General features: G+C 35.1%; 28 protein-coding genes. 3 read left to right on the top strand and 25 right to left on the bottom strand.

Translation table 11 applies throughout. The features are described 5' to 3' along the window. Positions 1–246: 246 nt before the first annotated feature. The gene (locus IV36_RS10405; RefSeq protein WP_056992312.1) at positions 247–642 is read right to left on the bottom strand and encodes a CvfD/Ygs/GSP13 family RNA-binding post-transcriptional regulator; all 396 of its coding nucleotides are present in this window, start codon (positions 640–642) and stop codon (positions 247–249) included. Positions 643–664: 22 nt separating this feature from the next. Then, complete coding sequence (locus IV36_RS10410) at positions 665–1,237, bottom strand: peptidylprolyl isomerase (protein ID WP_056992314.1); 573 nt, start codon at positions 1,235–1,237, stop codon at positions 665–667. A gap of 126 nt (positions 1,238–1,363) precedes the next feature. Between IV36_RS10410 and IV36_RS10415 the strand changes: the two genes are divergently transcribed. Next, the gene (locus IV36_RS10415) at positions 1,364–2,365 is read left to right on the top strand and encodes an NAD(P)/FAD-dependent oxidoreductase (RefSeq protein WP_056992315.1); all 1,002 of its coding nucleotides are present in this window, start codon (positions 1,364–1,366) and stop codon (positions 2,363–2,365) included. An 18-nt stretch (positions 2,366–2,383) separates the two neighbouring features. Further along, entirely contained in the window at positions 2,384–3,019 is a 636-nt protein-coding gene (locus IV36_RS10420; protein WP_056992317.1) for a VTT domain-containing protein, read from the top strand. A 156-nt stretch (positions 3,020–3,175) separates the two neighbouring features. On the opposite strand, the gene IV36_RS10425 is transcribed toward IV36_RS10420, so the two are convergent. The 23 genes from IV36_RS10425 to ccpA all read right to left on the bottom strand — a co-directional run bounded on the left by IV36_RS10425 (position 3,176) and on the right by ccpA (position 23,341). Continuing rightward, positions 3,176–3,595 (bottom strand): GNAT family N-acetyltransferase, encoded by a 420-nt coding sequence (locus IV36_RS10425; protein WP_056992319.1) that lies wholly within the window; start codon positions 3,593–3,595, stop codon positions 3,176–3,178. A gap of 2 nt (positions 3,596–3,597) precedes the next feature. After that, entirely contained in the window at positions 3,598–4,608 is a 1,011-nt protein-coding gene (locus IV36_RS10430; protein WP_056992320.1) for a D-2-hydroxyacid dehydrogenase, read from the bottom strand. A gap of 1 nt (position 4,609) precedes the next feature. Continuing rightward, a complete protein-coding gene (locus tag IV36_RS10435) occupies positions 4,610–5,788 on the bottom strand; it encodes an aminotransferase class I/II-fold pyridoxal phosphate-dependent enzyme (RefSeq protein WP_056992322.1) in 1,179 nt (392 codons plus the stop codon). A 2-nt stretch (positions 5,789–5,790) separates the two neighbouring features. Beyond that, positions 5,791–6,951, bottom strand: coding sequence for an amidohydrolase (locus IV36_RS10440; protein ID WP_056992324.1), 1,161 nt, complete (start codon positions 6,949–6,951; stop codon positions 5,791–5,793). A 7-nt stretch (positions 6,952–6,958) separates the two neighbouring features. Next, a complete protein-coding gene (locus tag IV36_RS10445; RefSeq protein ID WP_056992326.1) occupies positions 6,959–8,260 on the bottom strand; it encodes an O-acetylhomoserine aminocarboxypropyltransferase/cysteine synthase family protein in 1,302 nt (433 codons plus the stop codon). A 95-nt stretch (positions 8,261–8,355) separates the two neighbouring features. Further along, entirely contained in the window at positions 8,356–9,510 is a 1,155-nt protein-coding gene (locus IV36_RS10450) for a trans-sulfuration enzyme family protein (protein WP_056992328.1), read from the bottom strand. Positions 9,511–10,334: 824 nt separating this feature from the next. Then, positions 10,335–10,961 (bottom strand): TIGR01906 family membrane protein, encoded by a 627-nt coding sequence (locus IV36_RS10455; protein WP_056992330.1) that lies wholly within the window; start codon positions 10,959–10,961, stop codon positions 10,335–10,337. Further along, on the bottom strand, positions 10,962–11,732 hold the full coding sequence (locus IV36_RS10460) for a TIGR01457 family HAD-type hydrolase (RefSeq protein WP_056992332.1): 771 nt from the start codon (positions 11,730–11,732) through the stop codon (positions 10,962–10,964). A gap of 16 nt (positions 11,733–11,748) precedes the next feature. Then, on the bottom strand, positions 11,749–12,384 hold the full coding sequence (locus tag IV36_RS10465; protein WP_056992334.1) for a YutD family protein: 636 nt from the start codon (positions 12,382–12,384) through the stop codon (positions 11,749–11,751). Positions 12,385–12,411: 27 nt separating this feature from the next. Further along, complete coding sequence (locus tag IV36_RS10470; RefSeq protein ID WP_056992336.1) at positions 12,412–13,791, bottom strand: bifunctional metallophosphatase/5'-nucleotidase; 1,380 nt, start codon at positions 13,789–13,791, stop codon at positions 12,412–12,414. Between the two features lie 145 nt (positions 13,792–13,936). Then, a complete protein-coding gene (locus IV36_RS10475; RefSeq protein ID WP_056992337.1) occupies positions 13,937–15,124 on the bottom strand; it encodes an acetate/propionate family kinase in 1,188 nt (395 codons plus the stop codon). A gap of 38 nt (positions 15,125–15,162) precedes the next feature. Then, entirely contained in the window at positions 15,163–16,170 is a 1,008-nt protein-coding gene (locus IV36_RS10480) for a class I SAM-dependent methyltransferase (RefSeq protein ID WP_056992339.1), read from the bottom strand. A gap of 74 nt (positions 16,171–16,244) precedes the next feature. Then, complete coding sequence (locus IV36_RS10485) at positions 16,245–16,538, bottom strand: hypothetical protein (RefSeq protein WP_056992341.1); 294 nt, start codon at positions 16,536–16,538, stop codon at positions 16,245–16,247. A gap of 5 nt (positions 16,539–16,543) precedes the next feature. Then, a complete protein-coding gene (locus IV36_RS10490; protein ID WP_056992343.1) occupies positions 16,544–16,987 on the bottom strand; it encodes a competence type IV pilus minor pilin ComGF in 444 nt (147 codons plus the stop codon). Further along, positions 16,971–17,210 (bottom strand): hypothetical protein, encoded by a 240-nt coding sequence (locus IV36_RS10495; protein WP_056992345.1) that lies wholly within the window; start codon positions 17,208–17,210, stop codon positions 16,971–16,973. Before IV36_RS10495 ends, IV36_RS10490 begins: the two co-directional genes overlap by 17 nt. Before the next feature lie 7 nt (positions 17,211–17,217). Beyond that, positions 17,218–17,649: a type II secretion system protein gene (locus IV36_RS10500; protein WP_056992346.1), complete on the bottom strand. Its 432-nt coding sequence runs from the start codon at positions 17,647–17,649 to the stop codon at positions 17,218–17,220. Then, entirely contained in the window at positions 17,633–17,941 is a 309-nt protein-coding gene (gene comGC, locus IV36_RS10505) for a competence type IV pilus major pilin ComGC (RefSeq protein WP_056992348.1), read from the bottom strand. The genes IV36_RS10500 and comGC overlap by 17 nt, the downstream gene beginning before the upstream one ends. Positions 17,942–17,943: 2 nt before the next feature. Then, positions 17,944–19,011: a type II secretion system F family protein gene (locus tag IV36_RS10510; protein WP_338086410.1), complete on the bottom strand. Its 1,068-nt coding sequence runs from the start codon at positions 19,009–19,011 to the stop codon at positions 17,944–17,946. Then, complete coding sequence (gene comGA, locus IV36_RS10515; protein WP_056992351.1) at positions 18,929–19,891, bottom strand: competence type IV pilus ATPase ComGA; 963 nt, start codon at positions 19,889–19,891, stop codon at positions 18,929–18,931. Before comGA ends, IV36_RS10510 begins: the two co-directional genes overlap by 83 nt. Positions 19,892–19,990: 99 nt before the next feature. Beyond that, a complete protein-coding gene (gene rbsK, locus IV36_RS10520; protein ID WP_056992353.1) occupies positions 19,991–20,896 on the bottom strand; it encodes a ribokinase in 906 nt (301 codons plus the stop codon). A gap of 105 nt (positions 20,897–21,001) precedes the next feature. Then, the gene (locus IV36_RS10525; RefSeq protein WP_056992355.1) at positions 21,002–21,730 is read right to left on the bottom strand and encodes a YebC/PmpR family DNA-binding transcriptional regulator; all 729 of its coding nucleotides are present in this window, start codon (positions 21,728–21,730) and stop codon (positions 21,002–21,004) included. Between the two features lie 93 nt (positions 21,731–21,823). After that, positions 21,824–22,321 carry a VanZ family protein gene (locus IV36_RS10530; RefSeq protein ID WP_056992357.1) on the bottom strand — a complete coding sequence of 166 codons (498 nt, stop codon included), beginning with the start codon at positions 22,319–22,321 and terminating at the stop codon, positions 21,824–21,826. Between the two features lie 18 nt (positions 22,322–22,339). Then, positions 22,340–23,341 (bottom strand): catabolite control protein A, encoded by a 1,002-nt coding sequence (ccpA, locus tag IV36_RS10535; RefSeq protein ID WP_056992358.1) that lies wholly within the window; start codon positions 23,339–23,341, stop codon positions 22,340–22,342. Between the two features lie 199 nt (positions 23,342–23,540). Here ccpA and IV36_RS10540 point away from each other — a divergent pair, with 199 nt between their 5' ends. Beyond that, positions 23,541–24,647, top strand: coding sequence for a M24 family metallopeptidase (locus IV36_RS10540; protein WP_056992360.1), 1,107 nt, complete (start codon positions 23,541–23,543; stop codon positions 24,645–24,647). Positions 24,648–24,804 lie beyond the last annotated feature (157 nt).

Below are 24,804 nucleotides of genomic sequence, written 5' to 3' on the forward strand. Positions count from 1 at the left end.
ACACATTTGATTTGTCGAAACTTTGTTCAGTTTTCAAAGGTCTACTTAATTGCTTAATGCAACTATTTAATGATACTTGATTGTTAGATGATTGTCAACATTTTTTGTTATAAAAAACAAAAAAACGAATAAATATCCAATAATATTCATTTTGGAAAACAGCAATTTTTTCTAATTTCACAACAATCACTGAATGACCAACAAAAAATATAATATCAATTTATTCATTCACAGTCAAGTATTATTTTAGTTTTTTTTCAATTCATTTTCTATATCATGCAACGCATCATCAGCCCAACCATTCAATCGTATTTCTATTGGCTTAAAACCATCATTAACTTTGTAGTTTGTCCAATAATGCTTGTGCTCACATCTGATATGGTCTCCCTTTAGATTAATGTGTGGTTCTTTTATGCACCTTAATGATAAACTTATTTTCCCAGTATACTCATCAATATCGATAATCATTACTTTAACAGTTTGATTAGTTTTCAGATAACGATGAATATCAGAAACAAAGCCGTGATGACATTCTGAAATATGTATCAAGCCTTGAGTATGAGCATCGAGTGCAACAAACGCCCCATATGCCTGTATTCCAGTTATCTTTCCCTCGACAATTGATCCGATTTTATATTCCATTGCTGTCACCTCTTACCAAAAACTATTCAGCAATAACCTTGTTAATTATTACATCATTAACCGGTTTGTCTTGTATACTTTCAACACCGGCAATTTCATCAACTACAGCTAGCCCAGAGCGAACTTGTCCGAAAACTGTATGATGATGATCTAACCATGGTGTACCACCCTTTCGATACTCTTCTATTATTTCAGAAGGGTACCCTGCTTGTTGCATCTGTTCTATCATTTGACCAGGAAGATTCTTATTTTGAACAATGAAAAACTGGCTTCCGTTTGTATTTGGTCCAGCATTTGCCATAGACAATGCCCCTCTTAAATTAAAAAGCTCGTTTGAAAACTCATCTTCAAAAGATTTATTCCAAATACTTTGTCCACCCATACCAGTACCTGTAGGATCACCGCCTTGAATCATAAAATCTGCTATCACCCGATGAAAAATAACACCTTCATAATAACCATTTTGTGCAAGTTTAAGAAAATTCTCAACCGTTTTAGGAGCTTTCTCTGGAAAAAGCTCGATAACGATATCACCATGGTTTGTCTGCAATGTTACTTTTGGGTTTGTCTTATCTTCTTCTAATTGTGGAAACATTCCTAATTCCTCCTCTTTTTACATAATTCATTTTATCGAAATACTAAATATTTTTCCAATTTAATTTATTTTGTAAACCAATTATGCTAATGTAATTTAGTGTACATAATTGAAAGGAGCATTACAATGGAAAACGAAAATTACTACGATATTACCATCATTGGCGGTGGTCCTGTCGGAATTTTTGCAGCAACGTATGCTCGCATGCGCCAAGCCAAAATACAGTTGATTGAAAGTCTTGACCAGTTAGGCGGTCAAGTCAGTACACTATTTCCAGCAAAAAACTTATATGACATCCCAGGGTTTGATTCTATTAAGGGTGATCATCTTATTAGTAATCTTTTAAGTCAAAATGATCAATTTAAACCTGATATTTTTTTAAATGAAACTGTCCAAGATATTGCTAAAACCGATTTGGGTTTTGTAATCACCACAACAAAGAAAAAAACTTATTCACGCACCATTATCATTGCGACTGGCGTTGGAGCCTTTCAGCCGCGAAAACTTGCCGTTGAAAACGCAGATAAGTTCGAAAATAAACAGCTTCGTTACTTCGTAAAAAATCTCCAAGATTTCCGTGGTAAGGATGTTGCAATTGCTGGAGGTGGCGATTCAGCCGTCGATTGGGCACTTGAAATACAAAACATTGCTAAATCAGTCAGCTTGATTCATAGAAGACACAGATTCAGAGCCCTTGAAAACAGTATTGAACAATTAAAAAAAACAAATACAATTTTTGAGACGCCTTACCTCATCAGTGGTTTAAACTCTGAAAGTGAAAAAATGAAAATTACTCTTAAAAAAGTAAAAACTGATGAAACAAAAGAAATAACTGTTGACTTTCTTCTGGTAAACTATGGCTTCGTTTCTGACAACAAAATACTTAAATCCTGGAACCTTGAAACAGCACATAATCTGATTAAAGTGAAAACTGACATGGAAACATCCATTCCAGGAATTTTTGCCATAGGCGATATAATCGACTATCCTGGACGAGTCAATCTGATTGCCACAGGCTTTGGTGAGGCTCCTATCGCTATTAATAGCGCAATGAACATAATCCATCCCGATATTCGCCAAGCCGCTCACAGCACTCAGCTCATTAAAAACTTTCCAGAATTAAACTAATAAAGTAAGGAGTAACTCATGAGTTTTTTAATTGATTTTATTTTACACATTGATACCCATTTAATAACAATTGTCAATACGTTTGGGAATTGGACTTACCTCATTTTATTTACAATCATATTTGTTGAAACAGGTGCTGTAATACTACCCTTCTTACCTGGTGATTCTTTGCTTTTTGCCGCAAGTGCACTAGCAGCAAATTCTACATATCACTTAAACATTTGGGTGTTTGTCTTGTTATTCTGGTTAGCACCTATTCTCGGAGATTCTCTTAATTTCTTCATAGGTCATAAAATAGGGAACTCTATAAATAAGAATTCTTTCTTAGGAAGATTCATCAAAGAAGAAAATCTTGAGCATACCCGTGCCTTCTTTGAAAAACATGGTGGTGTTGCAATCTCACTGGCACGCTTCATGCCGATTATCAGGACAATGTCTCCATTTGTTGCCGGCAGTAGTCACATGCCTTACAACAAATTTTTCCGTTACAATATTCTGGGTGCTACGGCATGGATGATTTTATGCTGTGGTTCAGGTTATTTCTTCGGAAACATTCCGTTCGTAAAAGAACATTTTTCGTTAGTAGTAATTGGAATTATTGTTGTTTCCCTAATTCCAGCAATAATAGGAGCTTTCAAAAAAAGCACTAATTAAGAGCCACACCTTAAATTTTCTAAACAAACATAATTAAAAAATATCCCTCACGTTAAAAAACTTTAGCGTGGGGGTATTTTCTTAGCCATAATTCATCTTTATTCCTTCAGAGGGTCACTACGATTGCTAACTGTCGTTTCTTTCTACCACTAGTACTTACAAATCCAAATCCAAATACTTGATATCAGGACGCTCCTTAAATCCTAAGTGTTCCCAAAACTTTTGTCCCTCAATATTATCCTTAACTGTAAACAACCCAACTTTTTCAATATCTTTGAGCCTAAATTCCTCTAGAACCTTCGAAATTAAATTCCTTCCAATCTGCTGATGTTGAAAACTTTCAGCAACCGCAACATGGTAAAAATAGCCTTTCCTACCATCAGTTGCTCCTAGGATTGTTGCAATTACTATTCCCTGTTCTTCAGCGATAAAACACAGATCAGGGTTGCGGTCAATTACTCTCTTAATTCCAGCCCGTGTATTGTCTAAAGACTGAAGATTCATCCCAGGTGTTCTCTCCCATAAAGCAAGCGCCTGCTCATAATCATTAATCGTCATTTTTCTGAATTCAACCATTTTTATTCTCCCTTGAAACTTATTTCATGTGAACTGCATTTTCCTTGAATGATGGTCAATGCATCATCTAGAGCCTGTTTCACCATTCGTTCAACCGCAATATCTGTATAAAATGCAATATGCGGTGTCAAAATCACATTTGGCAATTGCTTAAGCAAATTATAGTTGGCTACTGGAGTCTGCCTACCAAATTTCAAATTAAAAATCTTGGTTTCCTCCTCAACAACATCTAATGCTGCTCCTGCAATCTGCTTGTTCTTCAAGGCAGCTATCAAGTCAACAGTGTTTACAACAGGTCCCCGAGAATCATTTATCAAAAAAGCAGTTGGCTTCATCTTGGAAAAAGCATTTTGATCGATTAAATGAATATTTTTCTTATTCAAATAAACATGTGAAGTCACAATATCTGCCTTTCGATAAATTTCATCCTTTTCAACGTAATTCAAAATTCCAGCTCGCTCCAATTCCGGTTTTCTTACTAAATCATTTCCAAGGACTGTTGCCCCTAAACTGTGAAATATCTGAGCAACAGTGGTTCCAATTCTGCCAACTCCGACAATACCAATGACATACTCTGAAAGTTCACGTGAACGCAATCCATCGACAACATAATCATTATTATCTAAGCGTACCTTGAACTCTGGGTAATGTCTGATCAATTGCATTGCCTGCATCAAAACCAATTCTGCAACCGCATGCGGAGAATACGAGGGAACATTAGTCACTTTGATACCATTTAATTCAGCTGCATGAAGGTCAATTGTATCTATTCCTGCCGAACGACAGGATAACTGGTGAATTCCATAATTCTTCAAAGTTTGATAAATCGAACCATTTTCATCCAGACGGCTACGTTGCTTAAAAATAATCCCATCATATCCTTTTGCATACTTTACGGTATCTGTGTGAAGTTCAAAAGGAACACTTTTAACCTCAACTTCATTTTCCTTGCTCCACTGCACAATAAACGGTTCTTCATCTTGTCGAACATGATAAGCAATTATTCTTGTCAACTTATTTTTGCCTGCCTTTCACAAATTTCTCTAAACGTTTCATTGCCTCAGTCAACTTGTCATCCGAGGTAGCGTAGCTAATGCGAAAATATTTTTGATCTTGGGTTGCAAATGCCGCTCCAGGAATAACCGCAACATGTGCACTTTGTGCGAGGATTCTCGCATAATCAATACTAGAACCTTTAAAATCAAGAGGTAATCTGATATAGATATAAAATGCTCCATCAGCTGCTATAAAAGAATAGCCGATTTTTCTTAGCCACTTGCATACAAAATCTCTTTTCTTTTCATATTCTGCACGCATCATTTTTATATCAGCATCACCATTACTTAATCCTTCCGCAGCAGCAATCATATTTATAGTACCAATTGTCGCAACATTAGCCTGATGAAGTTTTGCCAAATTTGTAATTATTTCCTTTGGCCCGCATAGATAACCCACACGCCAGCCAGTCATGGCATAAGACTTAGATACCCCATTAACTAGCAGCGTTTTCTCCGGTAAATAAGATGCAATTGATACATGTTTTTTCTTGTAGACAAGTTCACTGTAAATTTCATCACTCAAAACAACTACTGGGTACTCTTCCAAGACATCTGCAAGTTTTTTTATTTCATTTTCAGAATAACTTACTCCTGTTGGATTATTGGGATAGTTAAGAACTAGCATCTTAACGGCCGCTTGATATTCATCTAAGTAGGTTTTTAACTTTTCCGGAGTTAATTTATACTTATCGTCTTCCGTGTCAACTTCTATATACTTAGCTCCATTTATCTTTGCTAAATTCCTATACAATCCAAATGCTGGTGAAGGGCACAAAACCACATCTCCCTCCCCCAAAAAAGAGTTCATAGCTGTACTTATTGCTTCACTGGCACCATTCGTGACAATAATTTGCTCTTGTGGATCATATGACACTGCATAATGGCGCCGCAAATATTCACTGATTGCTTCTCTAAGCTCAGCTATCCCACGATTGGGAGCATAGTGAGTCTGATTATCAATAATTGCCTTTATTCCTGCTACTTTTATATGATCAGGAGTATTAAAGTAGGGTTCACCCAATGTGAGTTTTACTATATCGGGTATCTTGCTAATCTCATCGTCAAACTTTCTAATTAATGATGATTCAACTGCCAATAAATTTTTATTCAGTAGCGAAAGGAGTTCATTTTCCAACTCTAATTCATCTCCTCACTCAGATACGCTAACAATCCTTCAGCACCTTCAATAAAGTATTTGACTCCCGCCGTCAAAGTTTCATCAAGTCCAATGAAATTCGGTTCATGCCAATCTGCTGCATCTGAAGAACCGTTAGAACCGACGAAAGCAAAAACTCCCGGAATCTTCTTTTGATAGGTGGCAAAATCTTCTCCTGCCATTGATAAAAGGGGCTTATGAACCTTACTTGATATATTATCAATTACCACTTCTGTCAAACTTGAATCATTATTTATTGGAAGTGCCCGCTCGCTCCAATCTATTTCAACTATCTGCCCATATGCCCTAGCAATTCCTTCTGTTAATTCGAAAAGTCTTTGTTTCACTAATTCAGCATTTTTTTCATCAAAAAGACGTACAGTGCCTTGAAGATAAGCTTCACTTGGAATAACGTTCCAGACACTTCCCGCATTAATATTAGTGACACTCACAACTACTGCGTCTTGCGGATTAACATTTCTGCTTACAATCGTCTGCAAAGCACCAACTATCTCAGTTAAAGTAATTATTGGATCACGACCCTTTTCTGGTTTTGCTCCATGTGACCCTTGACCTTTTATTGTGATCTCAAACTTATAGCAGCCCGCCATCATCGGACCAGCCTGCAAGGCGATGGCACCAACTGGTAAATTTGGATTATTATGAAAGCCTAAAATGGCCTTCACACCTTTAAGTACATTTTTTTCAATAACCTGTTCTGCACCGCCCCCCGCTTCTTCAGCTGGTTGAAACAAAAATCTGATTGTTCCCTCGATCTGATCCTGATTATCTTTAAAATACTTTATCGCTCCCAACAAACTAGTTAAATGTAAGTCATGGCCACAGGCGTGCATCCTACCTGGATTGAGTGATTTAAAAACTAATTCTGTTTCTTCTTGGACCGGTAATGCATCAATATCTGCCCTCAAAGCAATAATCGAACCAGGTTTTTTCCCCTTGATTTCTGCTAAAAGTCCCGTATTTAAGTTAGTTTCCAAAATTGAAACTCCCCAGTTGTTCAAAACTTCTTTAATTTTCTTTGTGGTATTGAATTCATTATTAGATAATTCAGGATATTGATGGAAATAATGACGCATTTCGATTATATCTTTCAAATCAATTACAATTCTTTTTTTAGTCACTTTATTCTCACTCCTTAAAAGCTTGTTTGATTGCCTGGTCTAAATCTTGAATTAAATCACCTGCATCTTCTAATCCAATGGAAAGTCTAACAAGGTTGTCTGAAATATTTTGCCTCTTTCTTTCATCTTCAGGTACCTCACGGTGAGTTGTTCCACTTGGATTAACAATGAGTGACCGATTATCACCAACATTGGGCAAGTAAGTAAAAAGCTTAACACTATTCAATAATTTTCTGGTGTTTTCCACAGTTCCCTTTAATTTAAATGAGAATACTGTTCCTATTCCATTGGGATAATATTTTTCAACCAAGCCCTTTTGGGGTGTATTTAAAAGCCCACTATGAAAAATTCTTTCGATGTGCTCATTTTTTTCTAAATATTGGGCAATCTTCAAGGCCGTCAGGACTTCTTTATTAACCCTCTCCGAAAGTGTTTCAAGTCCAAGCAATCCAAGATAAGCCGCAAATGGATTTAATACTGCTCCCATCAGTCTTAAATACTTTGTACGAAGATGTGCAATAAAAGCCTTCTTGCCAAATACTCCTACAAAGCTGCTATCTTTTCTTCCTTCTTCGTCTAAGGTTAATTCGGGTTCAAAAAATTGGGGGAATTTCTCCTTAGTCCATTCGAACTTTCCTCCATCAACAATTATTCCAGACACAACATTACCATGGCCGCTAATACCTTTAGTTGAAGAATAGACAACAATGTCGGCTCCAAATTTAATTGGATTGAACAGATAAGGGGTTGGAAAAGTATTATCGACAATCAGTGGAATTTTATTTTTATGTGCTAATTCGGCTAGCTGTGATATATCTGCAATGTTTGTAATCGGATTAGAAACACTCTCGACGTAGATTGCCTTCGTATCAGGCCTTATAAGTTCTTGAATTTTATCGAAATCATTAATATTTTCAACAAAATCAAAATTGATATTATACTTGGGTAAGAGTGTCCTAAATTCATCCAGAGAGGCTCCATAGATATCTAATGGAGCAATAATTCTTCCACCTCCTTCAGCAACATTTAAAACCGCATAGGTGATAGCTGCCATACCGGAAGCAACTGCAACCGCACCAACACCGCCATCAAGATCATTAATTCTTTTTTCAAAGATATCGACCGTTGGATTAGAAACTCTTGAATACATAAAGGACCCTGGTAATTCATTGCGAACTATTTGATCTGCACGTTCAGTATTTTCCAAGTCAAAAGCAACACTTTGAAAAATTGGAACAGTTGCAGAATAACCAAAATTCTTCGGGTCATATCCGCTATGAATCTTTTTTGTATCGAATTCATTACTCATTAAACTCATCTCCAATTGTTAAAATTAATCATTAATTCACCAAATTTTTTGTTTGTGCTACAAGTATCACAATTTCTTACATGTAAGATCACACTTCAACGGTGATAATGTAATAAATCGAGTCCTTGTTGAATATCTGCAATTAAATCAACTGGCGATTCAATCCCGACTGATAATCTAACTAGCTGAGAGGTTATTCCAATTTCTTCTTGTTCCTCTTTTGAAAGTTCAGCATGAGTCATTTTGTAAGGTAATTCAATCAAGCTCTCGACTGCCCCTAAGCTAACCGCAAGTTGAATCAGATTGAGACTCTCAACGAATTTGATTGCATCCAAACCGTCTTGCAGTTCAAAAGAAACAAGTCCACCGAAGCCGTTAATTTCTTGACTAGCAATCTCATAATTTTTTGTTCCTTGTAAACCCGGAAAATATATCCGTTTAATTTCGTCACGGTCTTGTAAAAATTTCACAATTTTCGCTGTATTGCTAAGATGTCTATCCATCCTGACTGCTAATGTCTGAATCCCCCTTCTAATCAGGTTAGACGATTCTGGAGATAAAACTGCACCAATTCCGTTTTGATTAAAATAAATCTGTTCTGCTAATTCTTTATTTTTAGCAACTACAGCACCAGCAATCACATCAGAATGTCCACCTAAGTATTTTGTGGCAGAATGAATAACTATATCTGCACCCAGTTTGAGCGGTTTTTGCAGATATGGCGTCAGGAAAGTGTTATCGACAATCGTTAATAATTTATTTTCTTTTGCAATCTTGGCAATTTCTTTAACACTTGTAACTCTCAGTAAGGGATTGGAAAATGTTTCAAAATAAATAGCTTTGGTGTTTTCTTTAATAGCATTCCTTACAACTGACACATCCTGTGTATTGACTGCCGTGAACTCTAGATGCCATTTCTTGAATATTTGATTTATCAATCTAAAAGTTCCACCATACACAGTATCTCCAATTATGATATGATCTCCTGGTGAAAAAATTGAGAATACTGAATGAATTGCTGCTAAACCTGATGAAAAAGCAAACCCCTGGTATCCTCCTTCCAATTCTGCAATTTGATCTTCTAAATAATTTCTTGTTGGGTTTCCAGAACGTGCATAATCCCAACGAACTTTAGCATCAACTTTCGGAAAAATATAAGTTGACGAATTATAAATCGGAATGTTTACCGCTCCGGTATTATTATCATTTTGGCTTTTTCCATGAACTAACTTTGTATCAAACTCAGACATTACAAATCTCCACACTTTTCCTATCAATTTTTATTGAAATAAACCCATGATTCCTGATTCTGTAAAAAAATCGCCCCATAGTCATTTCCGACTACGAGGCGATTTTTTCGCGTTACCACTCGTTATTTAATATCAAATTACTTTGAATATTCTTACCAAGTCATAAAAATAATGCTGTTTATAACTGTGATGCTATAACAGGCATTCCTGTCCACCACTTACTTAAAAAGCTCACACTGGAATTAAATTCAAAAGACCATCTTCATTCATTTGCTTCAATAACTACTCTCATCAACGTAGTCTCTCTGTAAATTTTTCAAAGGAATTACTCATCTCTTGTTAATTTTTATATTAAATTATCCGAAGCCCTATTTCTACTTACCATTATTAATCTTTTCTTTAACCACCACTCAATCTTAATTATTGTACAAAAAAAGCCCTTGTCTATTGTTACCAATAAACAAGGGGCAAACATCAATTGCGGTACCACCCTTTTTTCACACTAAAACCGTGTCTCAACGATATTGTAAAAACAATATCCGGAAAAATAACGGTTCCTACCGAATATGCAGCTTGCACCGCACACCTCTATATCCAAGTTCATCTTCACCATTCAAACCGATACTTACTCTCAGCCAACATAAGTTCTCTGTATTCAATTCAATATAGCTACTCTTCTCTTCAAAAGATATATAATTAAAAAAAGATTAATTCGTTACAGTGAATTCTAATCTTGACAATCCTCTTTGTCAAGAATTTTTTTAATTATAATTCTTTTAATTTTAAAATAAAAAATTAAGCAGCTTTCCTCTAAGAATTTTATATTACCGCAAACTCCTTTTCCCATAGATAACACCAATCCATAAGAATAATTCTATCAAACAAAAAAAGAAGATAAAACACGCCATAAAGAAAGTATCGGGTAATGCATTAATTATCGGATCTAGTTTTGGATCAAAAAGCCAGTCACTATTTCTAAACAATACTTCATGAAATATGATAAAAAATTTATTAAAATTAAGTACCATTATCATAACCAAAACAAAAAGGACTAACATCGTAAGCTTTGCCGGAACAATTAATTTCCATTGGCTCTTTTCCGCCTTCATTTTTTTTACGATCAAAAATGAAGGTACGACAGTTAGTAACAATACGCAATAATTAACAAAAAATAGATGTTTTACATCAAAAAAATGATGAATTCCATCAGCCGAAGATGGTAAAGTTAAATTCAAACTATTGACCCAGGGATAGTTCAAAAAAGAAAGCAAACGATAATATTCTTTCATCAATTCTTGATTACTCAACCCAACTAAACTACCTAGATCGTCCTTAAGAACAAAAAAATGATAGAGTGGCGTAAAATTAATTGTAATAGTGATACTCAAAGATAAAATAAACAAAAAAAGAATAAGAGCAGCTATAAAATTTCTTCCTCTGTCTTTTAACATCTAGAATTTCCATTCATCAAGTGATTCGATTTCATACGTTGGTTTGATTTCTTTTTGCTCAATAAGTTTGTGCGTCGACACGCCTGTATAGACGAGCAATGTATCAATATTACTTCTGATTCCTGCCAAAATATCTGTCATATAATTGTCACCAACCATTATGACCTCGTTGTTAGACAAGCCAATTCTTTTCAGCGCTTTCTCCATAATAATAGGCTCTGGTTTACCGATGTATGTAGCCTTTTGCTGTGTTGCACATTCTACGAGGGAAATAACAGAACCGGCTCCAGGAACAAGTCCTCTTTCATTAGGCAAATTAGTATCAGCATTAGTTCCAATGAACCTAGAACCATTTCTAATCGCAAGTGTTGCTAATTCAAATTTATGATAGGTAACATCATAATCCAACCCAACAATTGTATAATCTGGTTCCTCTTCTTCGAATGTAAATCCCTTATCAAAGAGGGCTTTTTTTAATCCGCTTTCACCAATTACATATGCACTTCTTTTTTTCTCGTCTAAGTCAGCAACGTAGTCCGCAGTTGCTAGACCCGAAGTATACACATTATCAACGTTTACATGTATATCAAAATTTTCACTCAAATTTTGGACAACTTTTTCTGGAGTCTGTGTACTATTATTCGTGACAAATAAAAAAGGAATTCCTTTTTCTTGAAGTTTATCAATAAATCTCTTTGCTGCAGGTATCGGTTCTTTTCCACGATAAATTGTTCCATCCAAATCAATCAAATAACCCTTGTAGCTTTTCATCTTCTACTCTCTCCTCTTACACTTTTGAATCTTTTTGTTCATTTTTTTGTCTGATAACAAAGTGTCTTTTTCTTGCATTATTTCGTTTAATAGTTGCTACAGCAACATTTTCTTTTTTATTATTTCGCTCATGTATTTCAAATTTCTTTTCGGAAACATATGGTTTCTTTTTTCGGTTTACTTCTCTTGACCTTCTGTGCATTTCCTTTGCACCAAAGTCAGTATTCTTCTTCCTGTTATTTCGATTTTGCCGTTTCTTAGTGTTCTTAACAGGTTTAACAACATCCAAATTATGCAGCACAAAATATGCACAGCCAAAGTTGCAATACTCTAAAAGATAATCTTGTAGATGGTCTATGCTCTGTGAAGGAAACCCCTTTTTACTGTCTGCCGCATAAAAGCCATGAAGTCTCAACTGATCATACCCCCAGTCACCTACTATATAATCATATTTTGTAAGTATCTGGCTGAATCGTTCTTTAAGTTTCTCAACATCAAACCCATTACGAAAGTTCTTTTCAATCACATAAGGATGACCATCAATTAATAACTGTGTGTCACTTTTTACTTGAACATCGCTGGCATATGCCTTAATAGTCTCGGCCTTCTTTGCCAATTGTGCTTCACGACGCTCCTTCTTCTCACTATTCATTCTTCACGCTCCTCAATTCTAAGGTTATTATACAGGAAATTTTTCTCCAAAGTAATCCCCAACAATGTCTCTCAAAAAGCGGTCACCCAAGTAATCAATATGGCCAGCAATTTCCAATGTCGGAAAGAAGGGACAATATACGAAATTATCCACTGTTGCTATTTCATAATCTGCACCTGGATCAATCATTCTTCCATGGATTAAAATATTCTTCGACAGCGAATCATATTTTATTCCATCATACACTATTTCACCAAATGCCTTTCCCCTGAAACCATTTCCCTTTACAACTGTATTTCGCAAATGGTTGCGATTCTTTTCCATTTCTCTAATTAAGCGCCATAAATTATAACCATTTAATCTAACATTAATTACTCGCATTGGATGAGGCAAGATACGATGCAAATCATTTTTTGATATTATTCCTTGATGCAGGTCACCTAAAAAGAGACCGCCATTTAAAATCGCAATTTTTGTTCCAGTAACACCTTCGATAGCCTTCAAACTTGCTTGCATGAGTGGTGACCATTCTTTTTGAATTCCCAGATAATCTTTAGGTAACAAAGCAACTTTTTTGCTATCCAGCATTTTTTCACCCTTTTGCTGGTAGTTATTGATTTCTCTTAAATCACCATTAAATTCTGGCAATTTTGCAACATCAACAACACTTGCTCTACTTTTCATCAATTCATTATGGTCGCATTCTAAATCAACCCTACCGATATATTGACCCCATTTACCAGCCGCACAGAGTAACGTATTATCCACAACTTCACCTTTGACCAACAGATGATGGGTATGGCTTCCTAAAATAATATTAATTTCTTTGAATTTTTTTGCCAATGCTCGATCAACATCAATTCCAAGATGTGAAAGCATAATAATTATATCAACTTTATCCTTTAAGTCTGCCAATAGTTTAGGAAGTACATTTTCAACTTTTTCCGCATACCATCTGTTCATTTCATATGTTGCGGGGAAAGGTGCAGTACATGCCAAAACTCCAATTTTAGTACCGAATGAGGTTTTAAAAATTTTATTTGCTCTTACCCATGAGGGAAGACGACCGCTATCTTGATTTTTTATATTGTCTAAAATAACTGGAAAATTAGCATTCCGATATAAATTGTCTAATTGTTCATGTGAATTACCAATTCCTTCATTATTTCCGATCGTAACGGCGTCGTAATTAATCGTGTTCATTAGTTCAACATTTGCTTTTCCATCGGTTGCTTCAGTCAGCGGATGCACCCGGTCCATTGCATCCCCCAAATCGAAAACCAAAACTTGGTTACCTTCAAGTTGTAATTTTGCTCTTGTCTCTATCAAATATCTTCTAATTTTAGGCCAATTCTCCAAGTGTGAATGTAAATCATTTGTGTGTAAAATTGTAATTTTCTCAGTCATGACAACCTCCTTCAAACTACTTAGATATTTTTTCCTAGTCCCTGATACCCACTCAATATCTTACAACTTATTTTGTATTAAAAAAACAATCTACTCGTAGATTGTTTTCTTGATATCTTCTTTAACAATATCCATGCTGTTTTTTTTAGTTATTTTCTAAGTTATAGACATCTTCGGCAATCATTAATTCTTCATTTGTTGGAATTGTCCATACCTCAACGGCAGAATCAATACTACTTATTTTCTGCTCTACAGCCATTGCGTTCTCATTACATTGTTTATCCAGTTTAACTCCAAAAATACCTAATTGTGCACAAACCATTCTACGAATAAACGGTACATTTTCTCCAATTCCACCCGTAAAAACAAGTGAATCGACTCTGCCCAATTCTGCTGCATAAGAACCAATATACTTAACGATCCGATTAATAAATATCTTCACTGCTAAGTCAGCACGATGATTGGTCTCCTTTTGTGCAAAGACTTCCCGCATATCTGGAGATATTCCAGAAATTCCTAGAATTCCCGACTCCTTATTTAAAATATCAAGCACTCTCGTAGAACTAACTCCCAACTGATTCTCTAAGTATATCAGCAAGGATGGATCGACATCGCCAGATCGAGTTTGCATAGTAATTCCTGAAACAGGAGAAAAGCCCATGCTGGTATCTATTGACCTACCACCCTTAACTGCACAGATCGAAGCACCTGATCCTAAATGCATTAAAATAGTGTTTGTTTTAGCTTTCTTTTTTGAAGTCAGTTCTAACAACCTGTTAAAAACAAAGCGATAACTTATGCCATGTGCTCCAAATTTTTGTACATGATACTTCTTATAATACTCATAAGGAATACTATAAATAACATTTTCTTCTGGCATAGTATGATGAAAACCAGTATCAAAAACCGCTACACTGAGTGCCTCAGGTAATACTTCTTTAAATGCTCTTATTGCCATAATATTCGCAGGGTTATGCAAAGGAGCTAGTACCTTTAACTTCTCCATTTTGGCTAAGACTTCATCATTCACAACCACAGATTTACTAAAAACAGTCCCACCATTAACAAAGCGGTGTCCGACACCTTTAATCTCATCAAGCTGCTCAACAATATGATATTCTCTAAGCAATTCGAGGAGTCTAGTAACTGCTTCTTGATGATTATTTGACTGAATCTGTTCAGTTATTTTCTTTTCTGCAAACTCGGTAGTTTCTATTGCACCATCAAGTCCTATACGCTCAATTTGTCCTTTAGCAATTACTTTTGCGCTGGGCATATTAAACAATTTCCACTTTAGTGTTGAACTACCTGCATTTACGGCTAATATTTTCATGTTATTCTCTTTCTCCCAAAATAAACAATATTGTATACTTACTTATTTTTATTTATCCAATTATCAACTTGTTGTAAAAATTTTGTAAAAGCTTCTTTATCCTTGATAGCTGGAAAGCCACCTAAAAGGACTGGATTTGCTTGCTTTGCTCCATTCCCACGTTTTTGTAACAACAAGAGCGACTTCGCACTATCTTGCGATGCAAACAAGTCGTTTGGCAGATTCAATATTCCTTGGAAATGTGCCTGCTGTTGAATTACCTCAAGTAAACTTTTGGCTTCAGTTGACTCAAACAAATTCTTAGGTACAAGGAATATTCCCCACCCACCTGGAAGCAATTGCAAAATAGATTGTTCAATCAATAAATGATGCACAAAAGAATGCCCATTCTTTGCTTTGGTTCCAAAATTAACTACACGTTCATCAATTGGATAATATCCTACCGGTAAATCACTTAAAACAACATCAACTTTTGGTGTAACCAAATTATCAATTGCATCCTGATGATATAGATGTGCCTCAATTTGCTGCATCTTCAGACTCATTCCTGCAACGGCTAATAGCGTATCATCGTTATCAACACCAAATAACTCAACTTCTTTTACTTTACCTTGCTTCAGATGATTCGTTAAAGTACTCAATAAGTTACCAGTTCCAACAGCAATATCTAAAATCTTAATTTCTTCCTTTGGACCTAATATTCGTTCTAATAAATATGCAACTAACAATCCAATTGAATCAGGTGTCATTTGATGATTCGGTTGGATCTTGTCGACCTTACTTGCATTAACCAAGGCGAATTGAATAACCTGGCGCATCTCCTCTGGTGAAAGACTGATTGCTAAAAATTCGGCATAAATATGTTCCAGTTCTTTAATAACTTTTTCTGTTGGTTTGCCATCTTCAACCATTATCTCCCCGTTTTCAAGCAAATTATCTCCAGTCTCGACCAAAGCATCCATATAGGAAGAATCTAAGTCTTCTCTTAACAAATTTATTGCTTTATCAAACAAGTTATAAGCACTGCTTATTTTTTCTAAATTCATTCTTTTCACTCCATTTATGATAACCTATACTAGTTTAACGAAAAAAAAATATAATTTCAATCCATAAACTATATTTAATCCTCTGATTCATCAATCGTAATTGTTATTTTTTCCCCTGATTTCAAATTTACTATAAACCCATCCGAAATTTTTTTTACGGTACCATCATAAAAATCTATAACCTCATTATTTTCTATATTATTAGTTTTTGCTAAATTAACTAAAATCTCAGCCTTTTTAAAATCAATTGTTTTTTTTAGTGCTGACGAACGAATGCAATAGTAATACATTTGTGCACTAAAAATCAATCCCATAATCATGAGCAAGGTTAGTGCTGAAAAAATAACATAGCCACCCGATTTTTTCAAAAATTTTATTCTCCTTTTTTAATTGGTAACACCAATTCACTATAATAATCTCTTCCGTGAAATTTAGATCTGATTTTCAATGTATATTCTTTTTTATCATACAAAGCATTAAAAAAGCTGACATCATCCAAAAGTGGCTGATAACCACTTTCATCACCTGTCAGCTTAAGGACGCCATCTTTTAAATACAAAAGATATTCCTTGTTTGTTGATTCATTATACAATTTTGTAACATTTCCACTCTGGCTGACAAATTCTAATCTCATCGACTCATACGATAATGCATCCATTGCCTGCTGCCATTTAAAAAAATCTTGCTCTTTTGTTTCTTCATTTATTTTGTTACTTGTACTCATTGCAAAGCTAAATGTTAGTAGTATCATAACTGTTAGTAACAGTGTTAGGAGTGCTTCAAACAATGTAAATCCATAATTATTTTTTCTCATCATCCCACCTGTAAACCTTATATTTATCAATTTCTTGTCTTTCATTCTCTGATAACTTTTCGTAACCCTCGATCACCATCTTCTTACTGACATTTAAGTCTTTGTCTATTTCTCTCAACTTTTCTATTTGTTCTTTCTCATGTCTGACAAGAACATGCTGTTCATTAAAAAACAAACTGGTCAATCCACAAAGCAAAACCATTTCAATTACAACTTCTGCAAGCAAATAACCTTTACTGCCCCTCTTTTTTAATACGATAATCACCCCATGCAAGTTGGAAAGTAATAACATACTTCAACTTAGTCACCTCAGAGTTGAAAACAACTGTGTCCGGTTTTACTCGACCATTTGCTGAAATCTGAATATTCTGATATTGGTATAAATGCAGGCCTCGAGGATAATAAAGATACTTTTTTTCTTTATTGCTAACCACAAAAATCGCTTTATCATTATAGAAGTATACGTTTCCCTTTTGTCCGCTTTTTGGAACAATCGTAACCAACCTTATCCACATTTCATCAAATTTTTTCCAAAAGATTCCCTCTGCAACTTCGTTGTATTTATTTTGAATAGGTCGAATTGAAATCAGTAACATGAAAATCGAAATACTTAAAACAATCATAACTTCTATTAATGTAAATCCCCCTTTATTTTGTTTCTTCATCAGAATCAATTACAATCTTTTCATTTTTTGCTTTTTCATATTGTTTTTTACTTAGATAACTCTTTTCATATAGTTGATCAAGCGAAACTGTTGTATCACCAGTATCACTTTTGTATAAGTCGGCTTGCGTCTGAACCACTTCTGTGAATGCCTCACCACCGATTTTTTGTGCATTGCTTTTTTGTGCACCAAGTTTTGGCATTATCAGCAATAGTAATATTCCTATGATAAAAATTACGATTGACATCTCGATTAAAGTAAAGGCAGATAGTCTTTTTTCTTTTCTCACCATATTTATGCTCCTCCTAAATTACTATAAATTGGTGTTAACATTCTTAAATACGTAACAACTATTATTATCGCAATAATAATAAACAAAATTGGTTGTACCATCTCTATCAGACGATTGATTTGGAGCGTTAACCTCTTGTAAATCATTTCGGAAAAGAAAAAAAGCTCTTCTCCGACTAAACTCAGCATCTTTCCTTTTTGTAGAAACAAACTTATTTCTGAAGGGAAAAAATCATATTTAGCAATAAGTTCATGAATGTCATTACCACTTTCTAAATTATTTCCTAGTTCTCTACCAATTTCATACAAGAATGTGTTCTCCTTAAAATTTTTCAAGAAGAAATACACTTCCTTAATATTCATTCCCTCTTTTAGTAAAATCGCCAAGTTAAAAGTAATGTAGTACGCATAGTATTCCCTAAATAAGCTACCAATAACAGGCAACTTGCATAGTTTTTGCCTCTGTTTCAAAATAGGTAATTTTGAATATCTTCTTGTTTCATGGCAAATACCAACAAAAGTTACAGACAATCCAAGTAGCCCCCAAATATTGTATCGATTAGTACTTGTAGCCTTTATACCTAAATCTGCCATTTGTGGCTGCCATAAAAAGTGCATCGCTATACTTAACCCACCCAGCATTATTAACAACATTACTGGATATAACAATACTCCCACTAATTTTCTTCTTTGTTCCTCTCTTTTTTCCCTTAATGAACCAATTTGCTTTAAACTTCTTGAAAGAAAACCAAATCTTTCTGCTATAAAAAGTTGGTTATACGTATCTTGATTGACCAATCCTTCCAATCCTGAACAAAAAGTGTTGCCCATTTCAATCTTTTCCTGGATTATCCTACAAATTTTGCTTTGTTTTGGGAAAAAAATCATTATATCATTAAGAGATTGCTTCAATGAAAAACCAGAATAAATTAAATCTCCCAATGTTTTAAAAAATAGCGTTTGTTGCTTTATTGACCAATTAATTTTGTCATCCTTCCTTAAACTTTTCAAAAATATCCTCTGTAATCTTTTTTTTCTGTAAACATTCCGCAAGTTTCTCACCCCAATCACATGATATTTTGGTATCTTTGCCCTCTATGCTTTCTAACTGTTCATGTGTTAACTGTTCAAATAACACTTTACTTCTTCCTTCTTGCACAGTTGGAATCAATCTTTGATAGTTAATCAACCTCAGTGTTTGTTTCAAATCCTCTCTTTTAATCCCAAAGGATATCATTCTATTAACCACCCCAGCAGCATTCAGAGCATGTACAGTACTTAAGACTAAATGTCCTCCTAATGCTGCTTTCACAGTATTTATTGCTGTTTCTTCATCACGTATTTCTCCTACGATTAGTGCATCAAATCTATGTCTAAGTGTTGCCTTTATCATGGTTGGATAATCCATTTGTGCCAAGTTATTGACCTGTAATTGCAAAAACCTTGGTTCAAAAATCTCAACCGGATCCTCAATAGTCATAACTTGTTGTCCTATTTTACGAGCAACCTGATACATTGTTGAAGTTTTACCCGAGCCCACCGGTCCTGAAAACAAAATTAACCCTTTGTTTTGTGCTTTACTCAAAATCAAATTCAATTGTTCTTCAAAAAAATACTCATTCAAATCACTTGTTCTTTGATATATCAATCTAATAACAACTGCTTCTCTACCTAAGAAATCACCCACGCTTGCCATGCGGCTATAGACACCATTACGGATTGTCATTGCTCCAGTTTGTGGTCTCCTATGCTCACTCAAAGACATGCTAGAACGAAATTTGAGATTATTAATTATTTGTTTTCCTCTCTCAAAATCGATTACTTGATAAAGTTGGCTTTCTCCCATTATTGTTAGTCTAATTTCATATGCATCAAGATATGGATGCATAGAAATATCACTTGCATGTTTTTTAATTGCAGCTTCAAATATTCCTTGAACCACTTCATTCAATGATTTCACCTCCTTGTACCATAAGTACGCAGAACATTTTCTATCATACAAAAAAAACCGCAATAAAAATTGCGGTTTTTTGTTACTGATATTTCATTCTTATCCATTAACTTGTTTTATTGTTGGAATTGAAGGAATTGCTCCAAGCTTTTGAACTGTAATAGATGAAGCCTTTGTAGCATACTTGATAGCCTCTTTAATATTCCCTAAGTTATTTTCCAACTGGGAACACAATGCTCCAATAAATGTGTCACCGGCCGCTGTTGTATCAATTGCATTTACTCTTAACGCGGGAATAAGTCCATCTTCGCTTTCAGTCAAATAGTAAGCACCTTGGCTCCCAAGTGTAATAATGACATTTTTTACACCTCTCTTGCGCAATATTTTGGCAGCTTCAGCAGCAGTATTCTCGTCCGTAATCTCGATTCCTGTCATCATTTGCGCTTCGATTTCATTGGGAACAATCAAATCTGTAATCTTTAGTAAGTCATCTGTAATATCTTTAGCCGGGGCAGGATTCAAAATCGTCACCACTTTATTCTTATGAGCAATTATAAAAGCCTCTAGTATTCGCTCAATATCGACTTCAAATTGGGCAATCAAGAAATCAGCATTTTTGATACTATTTTGTGCTTTTATCACATCATTGGCAGTTATTTCACGATTAGTGCCCCCGTTTATGATTATACTGTTCTGTCCAGATTCTTGTAACAAAATATATGCCTGACCAGTTTGTCCGCCTTTTTTAATAATTACTGATGATGTATCAATATTATTTTCTTTTAATATTGTAAGCATCTTTTCTCCGTATGCATCATCACCAACTTTACCAATAAATGTTGTAGCCGCCCCGCTACGCACCGCAGCAATTGCTTGATTGGCACCCTTTCCTCCACCTGCAGTTGAAAGTGACTTCATTGGCATTGTCTCACCCGGTTTAGGTAGGCGGGAAATTTCCAAAATAACATCAACATTAATACTTCCAAGAATTGTAATTCTCTTCATTATTCTGCACCCCTTTTGAATTAAATTATATCATTTCTAAAAAAATATCCCCGTTAGTTAAGACCAACAACTAACAAGGGATACAAAATTCAATTTAATTATAACTTAAGCATCGGGAAATTCACCAGAATGATAGACCTCTGAAACATCATCCTCGTCTTCAAGTCGATCAATCAAACGCTCTAATTGTTCAACCTTATCTTCTGGGACTGGCACGTAAGTTTGCGGTATCATCGTCAATTCTGCAGTATCTAATTCATACTTCTTTTGAAGTTCATCTCTGACCTCTGCAAAATCCTTTGGATCTGTATATATTTCAAAAACATCATCTGAAGTTTGTAAGTCTTCTGCACCTGCATTGATCACATCTTCAAACATTTGATCTTCATCAACATCCAAATCTTCACGATCAATAGCTATATAACCGCGACGATCAAACATAAAGCTTACCGATCCAGATTCACCCAAATTCCCACTATTTCTTGTGAAATCAGCGCGAACTGCTGAAGCCGTTCTATTACGATTATCAGTTAATGTATGAACCAAAATGGCAATTCCAGCTGGACCATATCCCTCATAAGTAATCTCTTCATAATTTGCACCATCTGCACCAGTCGACTTATCAATCGCACGTTTGATATTGTCTTTTGGCATATTTGCAGCACGTGCCTTATCGACCATTAAACGTAACTGTGGATTAGAATCTGGGTCAGGACCACCACTCTTTGCCGCCATATAGATTTCTCGTGATAGCTTTTGAAAAATTTTTCCACGTTTAGCATCTTGGGCATTTTTTCGGCCTTGGATGTTATTCCATTTAGAATGTCCTGACATTTCTAATACCTCTTTCCGAAATTATTATAAAAGTGATAACACAATCGTAGTAAAGCATATCAAAAAAGTTTCATTAAAGCAAGAATTTTTAAATTACTTAATTTTTCTCTCAAAATATATCCCGACACACAAAATTCCAACAATTCCACCGATACCATCCAACATTACATCTTGAAACAGTGGTGTCCGCCCACCAGTAATCATCTGATGAAATTCATCAAGCGCAGCATAACCCACTGTAGCAAGAAATGCAGTCACAACCGTTAACAAAATACTTTTTAGCCGTTTCTTTAGGCCTAAATACAGGAATGTTCCCATCAAAAAATAAAAGAAAAAATGAGCACCCTTTCTCAAAAAGAACTCTACAAATTTAAAATATCCAACCTCCGCTATACTAATTTTTTCAGTAGCATAGTTGAATGAAACACCGCTCAAAATATTTTTAAACGGTTCCGCACTCAAATATTTTTCTAAAAAAGGAACAGAAGTCTGTTGCTTATACGTCATTGAAGAACTAATAAACAAGATTGCCATCACAAGAAATGCTAATAATAAGAAGGTATTAGCATCTATTTTAAAATTTCGTTTCAATCAATATGCCCCCGAATTTTACTTGGTTGACGAGCGCTTAATGAAGCCATAAGGTAACTCAACAACTTTTTCTGTAACTTCCTCTTTGTTCATCAATTTTGTTAAAAATCGCATTGACACAGCCCCTATATCATATAACGGTTGAGTTATTGATGATAGTTTTGGACGAACAATTTCTGTTATTTTTGAATTATTACTTGTAACGACCTCAAACTCATTAGGAACATTAGCTCCGGCATCTTGCGCACCGTTCATAACACCTGCTGCTAATTCATCATCTCCTACAAAAGCTGCAGTTGCACCGACAGAGACAATTGCGGGCCACAAAATTTCACCAGCGCGATAACTATAATCTGTCTCAAAAACTAGGTCTTCATCAAAACTTATATCGTGTTTTGCAAGAGCATTCTTATATCCCTTCAAGCGATATTTTGAATTTATAGCTTCATCCAGTGGTCCAGAGACAAAAGCAATTTTTTTATTATCATGGGTAATCAAGTCTGAAACAGCTTCTTCGACAGCAGCAACATAATCAATATGCACGCTACCAATTTCATTCTTGGGGTCGACAGAACCTGCCAAAATAATTGGTGTCTTGCTTCTATCAAATTGTGTTCTTAGTTCATCACTAATTTTATTGCCCATGTAAATAATGCCATCAACTTGTTTTGCCAAAAGTGTATTTAAAACTTGAATTTCCTTTTGACTATTGTTATCCGAGTTGGCAAGAATAATATTGTACTTGTACATTGTTGCAACATCATCAATTCCTCGTGCTAAAGAAGAGAAGTATACATTAGAAACATCTGGGATTATAACACCCACAGTTGTTGTCTTCTTACTTGCTAAACCTCTTGCTACAGCATTTGGTCGGTAATCAAGTCGATCAATTACCTCCAGAACCTTCTTACGTGTTGCAGGTTTAACATTAGGATTACCATTAACAACTCGTGAAACTGTTGCCCTAGACACAGCAGCTTCACGTGCTACGTCATAAATTGTAATTGTTTGTTTATCCATAACTAACTCTCCTTTTGATAGTTCTCTTTTCAAATCATTTTCATAACACCCTATAATTTAGCAAAAAAAATACACTTTTGCAAGCGTTTCATAGTCCATTTTGTTACCTTTTCATGAGATTTTCAGTTTATGAAAACCATAATCTATTGTCCTCCTAATATGCTATAATAAATTTATTAAATTTTAAAGGAGCGATAAAATGTCACACATTGAATCTATTCAAAGCTGGTTAGGAGAAAATAACTACCAACTTGGTTACATTAGTAATTTCAAAAATATTCAGTATTTGACAGGATTTGAAAGTGATCCTATTGAACGCGTTTTAGCATTGCTCATCTTCCCAGATCAAGATCCATTTATCTTTGCACCAGCACTGGAAGTGGAGGCAGTCAAAGATACTGGCTGGAAATATCCCGTTTATGGATATTTAGATCACGAAGACCCATACGAAATAATTAAAAGTCAGATCTTACATCGAGTTAATAGTCCCAAAAAATGGGCAATTGAAAAGGGAAATCTTGTCGTAAATCGTTTTGAGACTATTAAACAAAAATTCCCCGATGCAACATTTGCTGGGGATTTGACACCTTTTATTGAAAAATTACAACTTATTAAAACACCTGATGAAATCAAGAAATTAGAGATTGCAGGAAAATGGGCTGATTTTGCATTTGAAACAGGTTTTAAAGCTCTTAGCACAGCAAAAACCGAACAAGATATCGTTGCCGAAATTGAATATGCATTAAAGAAAAAGGGCATCATGCATACCAGTTTTGATACGATAATCCAGAGTGGAGCAAATGCTGCGGAACCTCATGGTGTACCTAAAAAGGATTTCATAAAAGCTAATGAACTAGTTTTATTTGACCTTGGAGTTGTCTTTGATGGCTACATCTCTGATGCAAGCCGCACAGTTGCCTTTGGAGATACATTGAGCGAAAAAGCCCGTGACATCTACAACGTATGCTTAGAGGCACAACTGACAGCACAGGATGCTGTAAAACTAGGCATGACTGCTGCTGAACTTGATAAGATTGCCCGAGATATTATTACAAAAGCAGGTTATGGAGAATATTTCATTCATCGTTTGGGTCATGGTATGGGTCAAAGCGAACACGAATTTCCTTCAATCATGGAAGGAAACAATCTACAACTTGAACCTGGTATGTGTTTCTCTATTGAACCCGGAATTTATATTCCAGGTGTAGCAGGTGTTAGAATTGAGGATTGTGTTCATGTGACAGAAAAGGGTGCCGAACCATTCACTCATACTTCCAAAGAACTCCAATTTATTCCAAACAATTGATCTTATTGTTTTCTAAATAATGCATTTTCCACGACTTGAAGGAAAACGTTGACTTATCGAACACAATTTGAACGGAGATAAAGAAAAGAGCCGCCTCAAAATGAAGTGCAACACAAAAGTTAGACAAAATAGATATTTTTATGCTGCTAAGGTATGT

It is taken from the genome of Liquorilactobacillus mali (assembly GCF_001437155.1).
GTDB classification, from domain to species: Bacteria; Bacillota; Bacilli; order Lactobacillales; family Lactobacillaceae; genus Liquorilactobacillus; species Liquorilactobacillus mali_A.